Source organism: Streptomyces inhibens (assembly GCF_003389455.1).
Lineage (GTDB): Bacteria > Actinomycetota > Actinomycetes > Streptomycetales > Streptomycetaceae > Streptomyces > Streptomyces inhibens.
The window spans coordinates 24,099-38,810 of record NZ_QUAC01000219.1 but is presented as its reverse complement, the minus strand read 5'-3'; the positions used below and the strand labels follow the sequence as shown (position 1 = coordinate 38,810).

The window sequence follows — 14,712 nt, the reverse complement described above, 5'->3', positions numbered from 1 at the left end:
TGCTTCCTTCCCTCCCCCCGAGGGGTACGGCGGGCGCCGACCGGCGCACCACCGTGCCCGGTTCCATGTCGCTCGTCGGTCAAATGAGCGGGGCACACACCGGGCACTGAGAGGCGACCATAGCGTCAGTACAGAGCGGTATGGAATGGCCGACGGCAATCGGCCATCGTCATATGCCGCACCCGATAAGCCATTTGACCTGGGGAGGGCGGAATGCGGAATGACGAATATCACCCCGCTTGAGTGCATTCAGCTACGCACCGACAACCCTCCGATAGGAAACAATCCGGTCATTTATTGCCCGAGTGATGTGCGTCATCGTGGCGGGCGTCACCATCGGGCCGTACGACGCCGAGGATCGGCATCGAACCGGCGCCGGTGATCGTCACCTGCCGGCCGGGCCGTGGCGCATGCACGATCGCGCCGTCCCCGATGTACATCCCGACATGGCTGGCATCGGAGAAATAAATGATCAGATCGCCCGGCCGCATGTCCTTCAGGTCGACCCGGGGCAGCTGCCGCCACTGCTCCTGCGAGGTCCGCGGAATCGTCCGGCCGCCGGCCTCCCACGCCCGCAGGGTCAGCCCGGAGCAGTCGAAGGTGTCCGGCCCTTCCGCGCCCCACACGTAATCCTTGCCGATCTGTGCGGTGGCGTACGAAATCGCCTTCTTGCCAGGGGCCGACGCTTTGTTGCTGATCTCTTTCAGTACGCCCGAGTCGAGCCACTTCTGCTGCTGCTTGAAGGCCAGCTCGTCCTCCAGCTTCTTCAGCCGGTCCTTTTCCTTGGCGGCCAGCCGGGATTCCAGCTGCTTTGCCGCTTCGATCTTTTTCTTGATGTCCCGCTGGGCGCTTTCCTTCTTCTTACGGTTCGCCTCCAGCCGCTCCCAGCGGTCCGTGGCGGAGTCCGAATAGCTCTCCAAGTCGCCCTTGAGATTCGCGAGTTGGCTCATCACGCGCCTGGCGGCCTGCTGTCCCTTACGGGCCAGGGTGGCATTGTCGAGAAACGCCTCCGGGTCGGCGTTGAGCATCAGCTTCGCCTCGGAGGGCAACCCGCCGCCGCGGTACTGCGCACTGGCCAGCGCGCCCGCCTGCCGCTTGAGGGCGGCCAGCTTCTGCTGGGTGGAATCGATGGTGCGCGCCAGCTTGACGATCTCCTTCTGCTGGAGCTCGACCTGTTCCTTGGCGGCGTTGTAGGCGTCGGTGGCCTGCTCCGCCTTGCGGTAGAGGGCGTCGATCTTCTTGCGTACGTCGTCGAGGTGCTGGGCGTCGGAGTCCGCGTCGTCCCGGGAATCCGTGGGCGGTCCGGAGTCCGCCGTCTGCCCCGGTTCCGCGGCCGGGTTCTTCGGGTCATCGGCGTAGGCCGCCGTCGCCGTCCCCCCGAGCAGCCCCATCGCGCACAGCACGGCGGCGGTGCATGCCACCACCCGGCCGCCCCGTACACCCCATGCGCCCCATGCGCCCTGTACACCTCGTACGCCCCGAACGCCCTGCTGTGCCCCCTGGCTCCCCACCAGCCACCTCCGGTCGTTCCGCACCGATTCGTGTGTTCCTCAGGCGCGGATGCTGCCATACCGGCCGGTAATTCAACAGGGCGACGGGCCGTTCAGCGCCTGCCGGGCGGACCGGCCATGGTCCGCCGGGGAGGCCTCTTGGTACGAGCGTGCGAGCGACTCGCGGCCCGCACCCATCTGATGGCCGAGGTTCACCGTGCGTTCACTCTCCTCCATCGACCGCTTCACCTGATCTGCCTAATTTCGGCCGTACCGAGTGCGCGTCACGCCCAAACGGCAAGCGCGACACGGCTAGCTGACACCGCACCCCCACGGCGGTCACCACACACCTCATCACCTCGCACGCCGAAAGCGGCGCGCCCCAGGAAGGAATTCCCGACAGTGAAGCTTCAGCGCAAGAACCGGGTTCGCGCCCTCGCCGTTGGCGCTCTCGCCGTCTCCGGTGCCCTGGCCCTGACGGCGTGCGGCTCCGACGACACCGCCGGCGGCAACGGCGGCAACAGCTCCGCCAAGGCCTCGAACATCAAGTGTGAGGGCAAGGGCAAGCTGCTCGCGTCCGGCTCGTCCGCGCAGAAGAACGCCATGGACGTCTGGGTGCAGAACTACTCGGGCGCCTGCAAGGACACCGAGATCAACTACCAGCCGACCGGCTCCGGCGCCGGCGTGACCACCTTCCTGCAGGGCCAGACGGCCTTCGCGGGCTCGGACTCGGCCCTCAAGCCCGACGAGGTCACCAAGTCGAAGGAGATCTGCAAGGGCGGCCAGGCCATCGACCTGCCGATGGTCGGCGGCCCGATCGCGGTCGGCTACAACGTCCCCGGTGCGGACAACCTCGTGCTGGACGCCCAGACCCTGGCGAAGATCTTCGACTCGAAGATCACCAAGTGGAACGACGCCGCGATCAAGAAGCTGAACCCGGACGCGAAGCTCCCGGACCTCAAGATCCAGGCGTTCCACCGCTCCGACGACTCGGGCACCACCGACAACTTCACCAAGTACCTCAAGGCCGCGGCCCCCGGCGACTGGAAGCACGAGCCGGCGAAGAAGTGGGAGGGCACCGGCGGCCAGGCGGCGTCCGGCTCGGCCGGCGTCTCCTCGCAGGTCAAGCAGACCAGCGGCGCGATCTCCTACTTCGAGCTCTCGTACGCGACCTCCGGCAAGATCCCCACGGCCAAGCTGAACACCGGTGCCAAGGAGCCGGTCGAGGCCACCGTGGACAACGCCTCCAAGGCCATCGCCGAGGCCAAGCAGGTCGGCACGGGCGATGACCTCGCCCTGAAGCTCAACTACACCACCAAGGCCGAGGGTGCCTACCCGATCACCCTGGTGACGTACGAGATCGCCTGCGACAAGGGCAACAAGGCCGAGACGCTGCCCGCCACCAAGTCCTTCCTGACCTACGTCTCCAGCAAGGACGGCCAGGCCGCCCTGAAGGAGCTGGGTTACGCCCCGCTGCCCACCGAGATCGCCGACAAGGTCCGCGCGACCGTCGCCAAGATCTCCTGAGCATCCGGGTGGCGGCCTGAGTCCGTCGGACTTCAGGGGCCCGCTACAAGCGGCCTGAGCAGTCGCCACACGGCCAGAGGGGCCCCTCACAAGGGCCCCTTTCGGGCCGCCACCCGTCCGGTGCACCGCCGCGCCAGGAGCCCTCACCGGCTCCGCAGACCGGAGAATCCATGAATACAGCTTCCTCGATAACCGATACACCCCCGCCACCACGGAACGACGAGCACTCCGCCGTCTCCGGCAAGGCGGTCCGCCCCGGTGACCGGATCTTCCTCGGGCTCTCCCGGGGCTCCGGTATCGCCCTCCTGGTGATCATGGCCGCCATCGCGGTCTTCCTCACCTACCGGTCCGTGCTCGCCATCTCCGGCGACAAGGCCAACTTCCTCACCACGCTCGACTGGAACGCCACCGGCCTCGACCCGAAGTTCGGCATCGCGGTGCTCGCCTTCGGCACCGTCGTCAGCTCGGTGATCGCGATGGTCATCGCGGTCCCGGTCGCGGTCGGCATCGCGCTGTTCATCTCGCACTACGCGCCGCGCAAGCTGTCCTCGCCGCTCGGCTACATCATCGACCTGCTCGCCGCGGTGCCCAGCATCATCTACGGCCTGTGGGGCGCGCTCTTCCTCGTCCCGCATCTGTCCGGCTTCTACAGCTGGCTGAACGACTACCTGGGCTGGACCGGGATCTTCAGCTACTCCCAGGGCGCCGCGCGCTCGCTGTTCACCGTCGGCATCCTGCTCGCGATCATGATCCTGCCGATCGTGACCAGCGTCAGCCGCGAGGTCTTCCTCCAGGTCCCCAAGATGCACGAGGAGGCCGCGCTGGCCCTCGGTGCCACCCGCTGGGAAGTCATTTGGATGTCGGTGCTCCCCTTCGGCCGCTCCGGAGTCATCAGCGCCTCCATGCTGGGCCTGGGCCGCGCGCTCGGCGAGACGATGGCCGTCGCCACGGTCCTCTCGCCCAGCTTCCTCATCAACACCAGCCTGCTGGACCCGGGCGGCGGCACCTTCGCCCAGAACATCGCCAGCAAGTTCAGCGAGGCCGATGAATTCGGCCAGGACGCCCTGATCGCCTCCGGCCTCGTTCTCTTCGTGATCACGCTGCTCGTCAACGGCGCGGCCCGCCTGATCATTGCCCGTCGCAAGGAGTACTCGGGAGCCGCTGCATGAGTACCGTGACTGACCGCCGACCGGTCGCCGACGGCGGCACTCCCCTCCCGGTCTCCCTCAAGCAGGCCCGGCTGCCCCGCTGGACCCCGCCGGTCCTCGCGCTGGTCGCGGCCGGCGCGGGCTGCGGCATCGGGCTGGGCGCCGGCCTGGACAGCACCGTCCAGTGGGGCCTGATCGCCGTCCTGATCTTCATCCTCGGTACGTTCGCGCTGGCCGCGGGCGTCGAGGGCACCCGGCAGGCCAAGGACCGGCTGGCCACCAGCCTCGTCTGGATCGCCTTCCTGCTCGCCGTCGTACCGCTCGCCTCCCTCCTGTGGGAGACCGTCGCCCGCGGCAGCAAGGTCCTGGACGGCTACTTCCTGTCCCACTCGATGGGCACCCTCCCGGACGCGATGCCCGGCGGCGGTATCTACCACGCGATCATCGGCACCCTGGAGCAGGTCGGCCTGGCCACCCTGATCGCCGCGCCGCTCGGTCTGCTCACCGCGATCTACCTCGTCGAGTACGGGCGCGGCAGGCTCGCCAAGGTCGTCACCTTCTTCGTCGACGTCATGACCGGTATCCCCTCGATCGTGGCCGGCCTGTTCGTCCTGTCCGTATGGATCCTGATCCTCGGCTTCGGCCCGTCCGGCTTCGCCGGCTCGATGGCCCTGGCGATCTTGATGATGCCGGTCGTGGTCCGCTCCACCGAGGAGATGCTCAAGCTCGTCCCGAACGAGCTGCGCGAGGCCTCCCTGGCCCTCGGCGTTCCCAAGTGGCGCACCATCCTCAAGGTCGTTCTGCCGACGTCGATCGGCGGCATCACCACCGGCGTGATGCTCTCCATCGCCCGTATCACCGGTGAGACGGCCCCCGTGCTGCTCCTGGTGTGGGGCGCGAAGACGATCAACAACAACCCCTTCGAAGATGCCCAGCAGTCGCTTCCGCTCTACGTTTTCCAGCAGTGGCAGCAGGGTTCCGAGGCCTCGTACGACCGCGCCTGGGCGGCGGCTCTGGTCCTCATCGCCTTCGTCATGATCCTCAACCTGGTGGCCCGCGGCATAGCCCGCTGGAAGGCCCCACGCGGAGGACGGAGTTGAGCTGCAGCGGAGGTTGGGGGTCGCATCCGAGGAACGAGGGTGCGGCACCCGGCCGGAGCGGAAGCGAAACGAAGTCCGACCATTTGACACAGCCCGGCCGCTGACCAAGCCCGGCGACAGAAAGAAGCAGTGATTTCCATGGCCAAGCGAATCGACGTCAGCGGCCTCTCCGCGTACTACGGCAGCCACAAGGCCATCGACGACATCTCGATGACGGTCGAGCCGCGCTCCGTGACCGCCTTCATCGGCCCGTCCGGCTGCGGCAAGTCGACGTTTCTGCGCACCCTGAACCGTATGCACGAGGTCACCCCCGGCGGCCGCGTCGAGGGCAAGGTGATGCTGGACGACGAGAACCTCTACGGCTCCGGGGTCGACCCGGTCGCCGTCCGCCGCACCGTCGGCATGGTCTTCCAGCGCCCCAACCCGTTCCCCACGATGTCGATCTTCGACAATGTCGCAGCCGGTCTGCGGCTGAACGGCTCGTTCAAGAAGAGCGAGCTCAAGGACGTTGTCGAGAAGTCCCTCAAGGGCGCCAACCTCTGGAACGAGGTCAAGGACCGCCTGAACAAGCCCGGCTCGGGCCTGTCCGGCGGCCAGCAGCAGCGGCTGTGCATCGCCCGCGCCATCGCGGTCGAGCCGCAGGTGCTGCTGATGGACGAGCCGTGCTCGGCGCTCGACCCGATCTCCACCCTCGCCATCGAGGACCTGATCGGCGAGCTGAAGGAGCGCTTCACGATCGTCATCGTGACGCACAACATGCAGCAGGCGGCGCGCGTCTCGGACCGTACGGCGTTCTTCAACCTCGCCGCTGTCGGCCAGCCCGGCAAGCTGATCGAGATCGACGAGACCGAGCGGATCTTCTCCAACCCGTCGGTCCAGGCCACGGAGGACTACATCTCCGGCCGCTTCGGCTGAGCCGGCCGCGCGGCGGCCCCTGGCTCCGGCCGGGCCGCCCCCACCCACGTCCTGCGGTGCTGCATGGCGGTGCCACCGCAAGACGAAGGGCCCGCCCCTCCTTCCCGGGGGGGCGGGCCCATTCTTGTGCTCAGCGGCTGCCGGCTTCTCGTGCTCAGCAGCTGTGCGGTGACGGTCAGCTGAAGGCCAGCCGCACGAGCCAGTACGCCAGCGCCGCGACCAGCGCCGCCGCCGGCATGGTGATGAACCAGCCCATCACGATGTTCTTGGCGACGCCCCAGCGCACCGCGCGCGAGCCCTTGGTGGAGCCCACACCCATGATCGCGGAGGTGATGACATGGGTCGTGGAGATCGGCGCGTGGAACATGAACGACGCGGTGTACATGACCGAGGCGGCCGTGGTCTCCGCGGCGAAGCCCTGCGGCGGGTCCAGCTCGATGATCCGCCGGCCGAGCGTGCGCATGATGCGCCAGCCGCCCGCGTACGTACCGAGCGACAGGGTGATCGCACAGGCCAGCTTGACCCAGATCGGGATGGCCTCGTTCTTGCCCTCGACATCGGCGATGACCAGGGCCATCACGACCACGCCCATGGTCTTCTGCGCGTCCTGCAGACCGTGGCCGAGCGCCATACCCGCGGCGGAGACGGTCTGGGCTATGCGGAAACCACGCTTGGCCTTGTGCGGGTTGGCCTTACGGAAGATCCACAGGATGGCGACCATCACCAGATAGCCGAGCACCAGGCCGATGACCGGCGAGATGAACATCGGCAGGACGACCTTCTCGATCACCCCGGACCAGATCACCGTGGTGCCACCGGCGAGCGCCGCACCGACCATGCCGCCGAACAGCGCGTGCGAGGACGACGAGGGCAGCCCGAAGTACCAGGTGACGAGGTTCCAGACCACCGCGCCGAGCAGCGCGGCGAAGAGAATGCCCATCCCCTTGCTGCCATGGGGAGTGGCGATCAGTCCTTCGCTGACCGTCTTGGCGACCCCGCTGCCGAGGAAGGCACCGGCGAGGTTCATCACGGCGGCCATCGCCAGCGCCGCCCGCGGGGTCAGTGCCCGTGTGGAGACGGAGGTCGCGATGGCGTTCGCGGAGTCGTGGAAGCCGTTGGTGTATGTGAAACCGAGCGCGACCGCAATGGTCACGACAAGCGCGAAGGTGTCCATGGCCGGGGCTCAGGACTCCTTTACCGCGATGGTCTCGACCGTGTTGGCGACGTGCTCGAACGCGTCCGCCGCTTCCTCCAGGATGTCCACGATCTGCTTGAGCTTGAGGACCTCGATGGCGTCGTACTTGCCGTTGAAGAGGTGCGCGAGCAGCTTGCGGTGGATCTGGTCGGCCTGGTTCTCCAGGCGGTTGACCTCGATCCAGTACTCGGTGAGGTTCGACATCGTGCGCAGATTCGGCATGGCCTCGGCGGTCAGCTCCGCCGCCCGCGCCAGCACCTCGATCTGCTGGTCGACGCCCTTGGGCAGCTCCTCGACCTTGTAGAGGACGACCAGATCGACGGCCTCTTCCATGAAGTCCATGATGTCGTCGAGCGACGAGGCGAGGTTGTAGATGTCCTCGCGGTCGAACGGCGTGATGAACGAGGAGTTCAGCTGGTGAAAGATCGCGTGTGTCGCGTCATCACCCGCGTGCTCAGCCGCCCGCATCCTCTCGGCGATCTCTGTCCGCGCGGAGGCGTCGGCCCCGAGCAGTTCCATCAGGAGCTTGGAGCCCGTGACGATGTTGTCCGCGGAGGCGGCGAACATGTCGTAGAAGCTCGTCTCCCTGGGGGTCAGACGAAAGCGCACGTGAAATCCTCGGGGTGCATCGGATTCGGTCGAGTTGATGCTAGGCGCATCATCCAGCCACTGCTAACCGGCATTCCTTCAGTGTCGCCCATCGGGCAGCATGCTCTGCACGGGGTACCTCAGGTGCCCGCAAAGTTCGGTACCATATACCCACCAGGGGTATATAGATCGCCTAGATACCACGGGAGACGGCCATGACGACCACGGACGCCGACACCAACGGCAGCACCGCAGCCGCCGCGGCCGGCCACACCTCGCAGCCGAAAACCGACCCCCGAGGCGGGGCCCAAACCGTGACGGATCACGCAGAGACCTCCCCGGTAGCCGGTATGCACGGCTACGCAAAGCAAAAAGACGCGCACATCAAGCGACTCCGCCGGATCGAGGGCCAGATCCGCGGACTCCAGCGGATGCTCGAAGAGGATGTCTACTGCATCGACATACTCACCCAGGTCTCGGCCAGCACGAAGGGCCTGCAGTCCTTCGGGCTCCAGCTCCTGGAAGAACATCTGCGGCACTGCGTCGCCGACGCTGCCGTCAAGGGCCCCGAGGCCATCGACGCCAAGGTCCAGGAAGCGACCAAGGCCATCGAGCGGATGCTGCGCACCTGAGGCGCTACGGGGCGTACCGCGCCCGATCCGCCGGAGCGGCCCTAACCAGGGGAGCGTCCCGGGGACCTGGGCCACGACGGCAGCCGGTCCGCGCCGTCGCCGTCCGCACCCTCCACGTCCAGTACCTCGTCGATACGGTCCGGGCTGAGCCGATCCTCGCTCGCGGCCGCGGCCGCGATCATCAGCTCACCGGTCAGGTCGATCTCGACGAGGGCTACGTGCTCCTGAACCGTCGTACTGCGGTGCCCGGCCACGTACAACACCTCCTCCTCCGAGCGCCTTCCCACGCCTTGGGTGGTTACCGTCCAGCGTAAGGACGCCTCCACGCCCCGCGCATGGCACGGATGGACCATTTCCGCCATTCGGCAAGCACCCCCGTCACATGCCCCGCCACACCGCGACGCCCGGCCCTACGACGCGGCCGAAGCGATCTTCCCCGCGTAGATGTCGCGCTCGTCCGGCAGCCGCACCGCGACCCACGCGCCGAAGCCGGACAGCTCCGTCGTGGAGATCACCGACGCCCCGTTGGGCGCACCGTTCGCGAAGTGGAACCACTGGCGCACCTTGCGCAGCCGCCCGGCCTCGTCCAGATACGCGTCGAACGGCACCGCGTCGGTGGTGAACCCCTTTTCCGCGGCGACCAGCGCGGACCGGGTGCGCGACGACGCCGCCTTGGCGGCCGTCCCGATGTCCGTCGTGCCGCGGTAGTGCCGCACCACGGCGCCGTCCATCCGCTCCTCGCCCTGATACGTCACTTCCCGTGCGCCGCGCAGCAGTTCGGCGGCGGCCAGCGGATCGGTCGCGCCGCCGGTGACCAGATTCCCGTCGGTCAGCGAGGCGGTGTCCACCCGCACCCACTTGTCGGCGGGCACCCCCGCCCCGCGGTTCTTCATGTACAGCGCGCCCGGCGCAAGGATCTCGGTGATCGGCTGATGGCCGCCGCTGGGCTTGCCCGCAGGGTCGGGGAGTACGACGCGCAGCCGCCCGCTGCTGGTGGCGAAGTCATAGCCGCCGGTGCCGCGGATGGCGACGCGGGTGCCGCCGCTGACCGTCTCCATGGCCGTACGGACCCTGGCCGAGCCGGCCCGCACCAGTGCGTCGGCGCTGCCCCGTACCGTCGCGGCGGCAGCGGCGGCGGCCCGGCCGGACGGCTCCTGGTCGTCGGCCGCGGCACCCTCCGGGGAACAGCCCGTCGCCAGCAGCCCGACCGCCAGACCCGTCCCGCACGCCACGGCCACGGCGGCCGCGCCGCCGCCTCGCCTGTCCTGCACCACCATCGCGTACGAGCCCCCTCGGCCGCTGTCTTCGGGAACGGCCTGGGCCGGCCGGTCCGCTCGGGAGGGTCCAACGTTCCGCCAACGCCGCACCTGACGTTCCGTCGACCGATCCGTTCAACGACCGTTGACGGGGCTCGTCACGCATCGGCGTCCGGGGCGCGTAGCGTGGCCGGGTGCCCGACCGAGCTCCCCATGCGACCTCCACCACCGAACGTGGTTCCTTCTGTACGGCCCGCTGCACCTGCGGCTGGCGGGGACCGGCCCGGCGCGCCCGCTCACAGGCGCGTACGGACGCGGAGCGCCATCTGGCCGACGTCGGCGCCGGATCCGGCGCCGGGCGCCCCCTGGAATGAGGGAGTCCGTTCCGGGAACCCCCAACGCCCCTACCGCATCTGGGTAGTGGGGAAGGCAACAGCGCCGCACCGGTAATGGACTTCAAGGACAGCACCGGACAGTGCGGAGCAATACCGGGCACAGCGGGCGGGGGGAAGCGCGCCGCCGCACCCGCCCGGAGCTGTGTTCCCGGCACGTGCCCCGCGAGCACCGGCGCATCGACCCGCGCCGGGCGATCGGCAGGCGGGGCAGGACCGTACGACATCGAGGGGGATTCATCCCAGTGAAGCGGCGCACACTCCTGCAGGCCGGCGGCGGACTGGCGGCGACCTCGGTCGCCTGGGCCACCGGCTGCGACACCAAGACCGCCAAGGCGGGCGCGACGTCCTCCGGATCCGCCGCCGGGGCGGCCACCGGCGCCGACGCCGCGCGGACCAACGCGGCCTCCGCCCCCGCCGGCGCCGTCAGGGCCCGCGCCACCCAGTCCTCCTGGGCCGCGCTGGGCAAGAGCCTGGACGGGCAGCTGATACGGGCCTCCGACGCCGCGTACGCGACCGCCCGGCGCCTCTACAACACCCGCTACGACACGCTGAAGCCCTCGGCCATCGCGTACGTCAAGCACCCGTCCGACATCGCCGAATGCCTCGCCTTCGCCCGGCGTTACGACGCCCCGGTCGCCATCCGCAGCGGCGGCCACTCCTACGCGGGCTGGTCCAGCGGCAACGGCAAGCTCATCATCGACGTCTCCGCCCTCGCCAAGGTCGGCGCGCCGTCCGGCGGCATCACCCGCATCGGCGCCGGCGCCAAGCTCATCGACGTCTACCAGGGCCTCGGGGCGCACGGCGTGACGATACCCGGGGGCTCCTGCCCCACCGTCGGCATATCCGGCCTCACCCTCGGCGGCGGCCATGGCGTGGTCTCCCGTGCGTACGGCCTGACCTGCGACAGCCTCGTCGGCGCCACCCTGGTCACGGCCGACGGCAAGACCGTCGACTGCGACAAGAACCAGCACGCCGACCTCTTCTGGGCGCTGCGCGGCGCCGGCAACGGCAACTTCGGTGTGGTCACCGAACTCCGCTTCCGTACGCATCCGGCGCCCCGCGCGGTGATGGCGTACATGACCTGGCCGTGGGCCAAGGCGGCGAAGGTCGTGGCGTCCTGGCAGAAGTGGGGCCCGGTGCAGGCCGACGAGATATGGTCCGCCTGCCATCTCGACGCGCGCCCCGGCGGCACCCCGGCGGTCTCCGTCGCGGCCTTCTCCCTGGGCGGCTACCGCGAGCTGCAGAACGCCGTCGACAAGCTCGCCGACCAGCCCGGCGGCCCCGGCCCCGCCACCACCGTCCGCCTCACCCCGATCGGCTATCTGGACGCGATGGAGACCTACGCCGGCTGCTCGTCCAAGTCCACCGCCCAGTGCCATATGCCGGGTTCGCTGCCGGGCCACACCGGCGCCGGCCAGTTGGGCCGCGAGACCTACGCCGCCCGCTCGCACTTCTTCGACCGCTCGCTGTCCGCGACCGGTATCCGCACGCTGATGGACCAGATCGAGAGCGGCGGCCGCAAGGGCGTCAACGGCAATGTGGCGCTGACGGCGCTGGGCGGCGCGATCAACCGCGTCGGCCGCACCGACACCGCCTTCGTCCACCGCGGATCGCGCTTCCTCGCCCAGTACTTGACGTCCTGGCCGTCGAACAGTTCGCCCGGCACGCGCACAGCCTGGCTGAATTCCTTCCATGACGCGATGCGCCGTCACTCCTCCGGCGCCGCCTACCAGAACTACACCGACCCCGGCCTGACCGACTGGAAGTCCGCCTACTACGGCGCGGCCGCCGGCCGCCTCGCCACGGTCAAGCGGACCTACGACCCGCAGCGGCTGTTCAGCACCTTCCCGCAGGCGCTCTGACACCGGCGGACACGGACGGCCCGGCCCCCGCGAGGGGCCGGGCCGTCCGCATCCGCCAGGTCGTGGTTCTTTCCCGGAGAGGTGTCGGGGAGTTCGTCCGGTCAGGCCGCCAGGTCCTTGTCCCGCTCCTTGTGTCCGCCCGGCATCGCGGCCCCCGTGGCCACCACCCGGCTGCCCTCGGCGCCCTGCCCCGCACGGCCGCCGGCGACCGCGCCGTCCGCCGCCTCGACACCCGTTGCCCGCACCAGCCACGCCAGCGGCGAGCGGCCGATCGCCGTCGTCAGCGGCACCAGCAGCGCCTGTGCGAGCGGTGCGAGCAGCAGCGCGACGGCCGTGCCCAGCGCGAAACCACCGACCACATCGGTCGGGTAGTGAACGCCCATGTAGACGCGGCAGAAGCCCTCCGCGAGCGCCAGCAGGATCCCGATCAGGCCGTACTTGCGGTGGGCGATGAACAAGCCGACGCCGACCGCCATGGTGAGCGTGGCGTGATCGCTCACGAACGAGAAGTCGCTCTTGCCGGGGATCAGCACTTCCAGACCGGCGTGGTCCTTGAACGGCCGTGGCCGCTCGACGAACGCCCGGATCGGGATGTTGGCCAGCAGCGCGATACCGGCGGCCAGCGGCGCCCAGACCAGACCCGCGACGGCGGACGGCGCGCCCGGCCTGCGGCGCGCGGACCACCAGGCGATCAGACACAGCACCGCGAGGCCGGCGATGATGCCGTACTCGCCGATGTACTCCATGGCTTTGTTGACCCAGTGGGGGGCATCCTTCGCGAGGCCGTTGATGCCGTCGAGCATGTCGACGTCGGGGTTCGGCCCCTCGAGTGCGAGTCCAGCCATCTGCCGCGACCCCTTATCTTTCGCGCGCGCGAGCGCCTACGTGTTGTGCCAACCCCCGTGGTCGTCGAGCGTGTGCTGCTGCAAGCTCTGCTACGCCCCCACGCCAAGGAAACGCGATGCCCGCCCCGGGCGTTCCAGTCTCCACCGGATGATCACCAGGACGTTATCGAAGCTTGACTCATCACCGCAGTTCAGGGCCCTATGTTCACGCAGCGTTCGTGCCGGGCAGCGCTTTTGCGCCATCCGAGGTGACGCGGGTCGCGCCGATGTAGTCCGGCGTATCGATCTTGTCGAAGCGGATCACGGCCCCGGTGTACGGCGCGTTGATCATGTACCCGCCACCCACATAGATCCCCACATGGTGGATCGACCGCGGATCGTTCAGGTCGTACGCGAAGAACACCAGGTCACCCGGGAGCAGCTCGTCCCGCTTGGGATGCGGGCCGGCGTTCCACTGGTCGTTCGCCACCCGCGGCAGCTCGATACCGACGGAGTGGTACGCGGCCTTGGTCAGCCCCGAACAGTCGAACCGCCCGCCCTCCTCGGGCGTCCCGTTACCGCCCCACTTGTAGGGCGTGCCCAGCTTGCCCTGCGCGAAGTAGATGGCACCCGCGGCCTGCTTCGACGGCGCGACCGGCCCCGCCGGCGCCTCGAAGCTCTTCGCCAGCGTCGTGATCGTCTTCACATAGTTCTGGGTCTCGCGATACGGCGGCACCCCGTTGTACTGGATGACCCGGTACGCCCCGGCGTTGTACGCGGCGAGCATGTTGTGCGTGGCATCGCCCGCCGCGCCCTTCACATAGCTCGCCAGCTCACAGTCGTACGAGGCCGCCGACGGAATCGCGTCCTCCGGGTCCCACACGTCCTTCTTGCCGTCGCCGTTCCCGTCGACGCCGTGCGTCTGCCAGGTGCCCGGGATGAACTGCGCCATCCCCTGCGCGGACGCCGGGCTCTGCGCCTTCGGGTTCCAGCCGCTCTCCTGATAGAGCTGCGCCGCCAGCAGCGCGGGGCTTATCGCCGGGCACAGCGTCCCCCACTTCTGCACCAACGACTGATACGCGGCCGGCACCGCGCCCTTCGCCAGCCCGACCGCCCGGCCGCCGAGCAGTCCGGCCGCCGCCGTGTACGTACCGATCACAAGCAGCGCGAGCAGGCAGAACACCAGCCCCACACCGAGCCCACCGGCCACCCAGAATTTCCGCACCCCACAACCCTCCCCCATTCAGGCGCGGTTCACTGCCTTTTTCCGGCCGCTCCCCGCGCGTTGCGCCGTGCTCCCGGCCGCACGGCGGCGCATGACGCGGCGCACGGGGCGCTTCCGGCCGGGGTGCGATCTCGCTCACGGCAGCGCCCGGCGCACCGCCGTATGAGCGACACTGCACAAGGCACCCAAGACAGGACGAGGCAGACCCATGGACCCGAACAATCAAAAACAGATGAACCGGCACCTGTGGTGGCGCGTCGCGTACTTCCTGTTCGCCATCCACCTCGTGGCGCTCGTCATGATCTTCGCCATGTCGCACGCCCCGAAGTAGCCGCCCCGCGCACCACCGCCGCGCCCGGAGACTTCACCGACCCATATCACTGCGCCGCCGCCCCGATGATCATTGCTCAGGGTTATCCCCCGTGATACACACAGTGAGACTAGTCGGTTCAATGGACGGCGTGCGCCCTCACATACACGCCACTCCCACGGGATCCGTCGAAGAAAGGCGCCAAGTCGACGGCTGACGGCCTGTTTGTCAGCGAAGATAGAGGC

The 14,712-nt window shown here is 68.8% G+C and carries 15 protein-coding genes; 8 read left to right on the top strand and 7 right to left on the bottom strand.

Features of this window, described 5'->3' with window-relative positions; translation table 11 throughout:
• Positions 1–290 precede the first annotated feature (290 nt).
• Positions 291–1,421 carry a C40 family peptidase gene (locus DY245_RS27375; RefSeq protein ID WP_244943297.1) on the bottom strand — a complete coding sequence of 377 codons (1,131 nt, stop codon included), beginning with the start codon at positions 1,419–1,421 and terminating at the stop codon, positions 291–293.
• A 471-nt stretch (positions 1,422–1,892) separates the two neighbouring features.
• Between DY245_RS27375 and pstS the strand changes: the two genes are divergently transcribed.
• From pstS to pstB, 4 genes are all read left to right on the top strand, one after another.
• Entirely contained in the window at positions 1,893–3,017 is a 1,125-nt protein-coding gene (pstS, locus tag DY245_RS27370; RefSeq protein ID WP_128509900.1) for a phosphate ABC transporter substrate-binding protein PstS, read from the top strand.
• A 170-nt stretch (positions 3,018–3,187) separates the two neighbouring features.
• Positions 3,188–4,186 carry a phosphate ABC transporter permease subunit PstC gene (gene pstC / locus DY245_RS27365; RefSeq protein WP_128509899.1) on the top strand — a complete coding sequence of 333 codons (999 nt, stop codon included), beginning with the start codon at positions 3,188–3,190 and terminating at the stop codon, positions 4,184–4,186.
• Positions 4,183–5,265: a phosphate ABC transporter permease PstA gene (gene pstA, locus DY245_RS27360; protein ID WP_128509898.1), complete on the top strand. Its 1,083-nt coding sequence runs from the start codon at positions 4,183–4,185 to the stop codon at positions 5,263–5,265. The genes pstC and pstA overlap by 4 nt, the downstream gene beginning before the upstream one ends.
• Before the next feature lie 138 nt (positions 5,266–5,403).
• The gene (pstB, locus tag DY245_RS27355; protein ID WP_128509897.1) at positions 5,404–6,180 is read left to right on the top strand and encodes a phosphate ABC transporter ATP-binding protein PstB; all 777 of its coding nucleotides are present in this window, start codon (positions 5,404–5,406) and stop codon (positions 6,178–6,180) included.
• Between the two features lie 175 nt (positions 6,181–6,355).
• On the opposite strand, the gene DY245_RS27350 is transcribed toward pstB, so the two are convergent.
• A complete protein-coding gene (locus DY245_RS27350) occupies positions 6,356–7,354 on the bottom strand; it encodes an inorganic phosphate transporter (RefSeq protein WP_128509896.1) in 999 nt (332 codons plus the stop codon).
• Positions 7,355–7,363: 9 nt separating this feature from the next.
• Positions 7,364–7,984, bottom strand: a complete 621-nt coding sequence (locus DY245_RS27345) for a DUF47 domain-containing protein (protein ID WP_128509895.1) — start codon at positions 7,982–7,984, stop codon at positions 7,364–7,366.
• Between the two features lie 194 nt (positions 7,985–8,178).
• On the opposite strand from DY245_RS27345, the gene DY245_RS27340 reads away from it, so the two are divergent.
• Positions 8,179–8,595: a metal-sensitive transcriptional regulator gene (locus DY245_RS27340; protein ID WP_128509894.1), complete on the top strand. Its 417-nt coding sequence runs from the start codon at positions 8,179–8,181 to the stop codon at positions 8,593–8,595.
• A gap of 41 nt (positions 8,596–8,636) precedes the next feature.
• Here DY245_RS27340 and DY245_RS27335 read toward each other — a convergent pair whose 3' ends face one another.
• Together DY245_RS27335 and DY245_RS27330 are read right to left on the bottom strand one after the other, a co-directional pair.
• Positions 8,637–8,882, bottom strand: a complete 246-nt coding sequence (locus DY245_RS27335; protein ID WP_425329444.1) for a hypothetical protein — start codon at positions 8,880–8,882, stop codon at positions 8,637–8,639.
• Between the two features lie 123 nt (positions 8,883–9,005).
• Complete coding sequence (locus tag DY245_RS27330; RefSeq protein WP_128509893.1) at positions 9,006–9,872, bottom strand: SCO4651 family lipoprotein; 867 nt, start codon at positions 9,870–9,872, stop codon at positions 9,006–9,008.
• A 173-nt stretch (positions 9,873–10,045) separates the two neighbouring features.
• Between DY245_RS27330 and DY245_RS27325 the strand changes: the two genes are divergently transcribed.
• Both DY245_RS27325 and DY245_RS27320 read left to right on the top strand, forming a co-directional pair.
• On the top strand, positions 10,046–10,225 hold the full coding sequence (locus DY245_RS27325) for a hypothetical protein (RefSeq protein ID WP_128509891.1): 180 nt from the start codon (positions 10,046–10,048) through the stop codon (positions 10,223–10,225).
• Positions 10,226–10,488: 263 nt separating this feature from the next.
• A complete protein-coding gene (locus tag DY245_RS27320; RefSeq protein WP_128509889.1) occupies positions 10,489–12,108 on the top strand; it encodes an FAD-binding oxidoreductase in 1,620 nt (539 codons plus the stop codon).
• Between the two features lie 101 nt (positions 12,109–12,209).
• On the opposite strand, the gene DY245_RS27315 is transcribed toward DY245_RS27320, so the two are convergent.
• Complete coding sequence (locus DY245_RS27315) at positions 12,210–12,953, bottom strand: phosphatase PAP2 family protein (RefSeq protein WP_128509887.1); 744 nt, start codon at positions 12,951–12,953, stop codon at positions 12,210–12,212.
• A gap of 205 nt (positions 12,954–13,158) precedes the next feature.
• On the bottom strand, positions 13,159–14,157 hold the full coding sequence (locus DY245_RS27310) for a bifunctional lytic transglycosylase/C40 family peptidase (RefSeq protein ID WP_128509885.1): 999 nt from the start codon (positions 14,155–14,157) through the stop codon (positions 13,159–13,161).
• 208 nt (positions 14,158–14,365) lie between these two features.
• Here DY245_RS27310 and DY245_RS47600 point away from each other — a divergent pair, with 208 nt between their 5' ends.
• On the top strand, positions 14,366–14,488 hold the full coding sequence (locus tag DY245_RS47600) for a hypothetical protein (RefSeq protein WP_280525004.1): 123 nt from the start codon (positions 14,366–14,368) through the stop codon (positions 14,486–14,488).
• Positions 14,489–14,712: the final 224 nt, after the last annotated feature.

What these genes read in the sequence shown, in the direction of transcription:
- pstC (WP_128509899.1), top strand. Translation starts at nt 3,188, where the DNA reads ATGAATACAGCTTCCTCGATAACCGATACACCCCCGCCACCACGGAAC.
- pstA (WP_128509898.1), top strand. Translation starts at nt 4,183, where the DNA reads ATGAGTACCGTGACTGACCGCCGACCGGTCGCCGACGGCGGCACTCCC.
- pstB (WP_128509897.1), top strand. Translation starts at nt 5,404, where the DNA reads ATGGCCAAGCGAATCGACGTCAGCGGCCTCTCCGCGTACTACGGCAGC.
- DY245_RS27350 (WP_128509896.1), bottom strand. Translation starts at nt 7,354, where the DNA reads ATGGACACCTTCGCGCTTGTCGTGACCATTGCGGTCGCGCTCGGTTTC.
- DY245_RS27340 (WP_128509894.1), top strand. Translation starts at nt 8,179, where the DNA reads ATGACGACCACGGACGCCGACACCAACGGCAGCACCGCAGCCGCCGCG.
- DY245_RS27330 (WP_128509893.1), bottom strand. Translation starts at nt 9,872, where the DNA reads ATGGTGGTGCAGGACAGGCGAGGCGGCGGCGCGGCCGCCGTGGCCGTG.
- DY245_RS27315 (WP_128509887.1), bottom strand. Translation starts at nt 12,953, where the DNA reads ATGGCTGGACTCGCACTCGAGGGGCCGAACCCCGACGTCGACATGCTC.
- DY245_RS47600 (WP_280525004.1), top strand. Translation starts at nt 14,366, where the DNA reads ATGGACCCGAACAATCAAAAACAGATGAACCGGCACCTGTGGTGGCGC.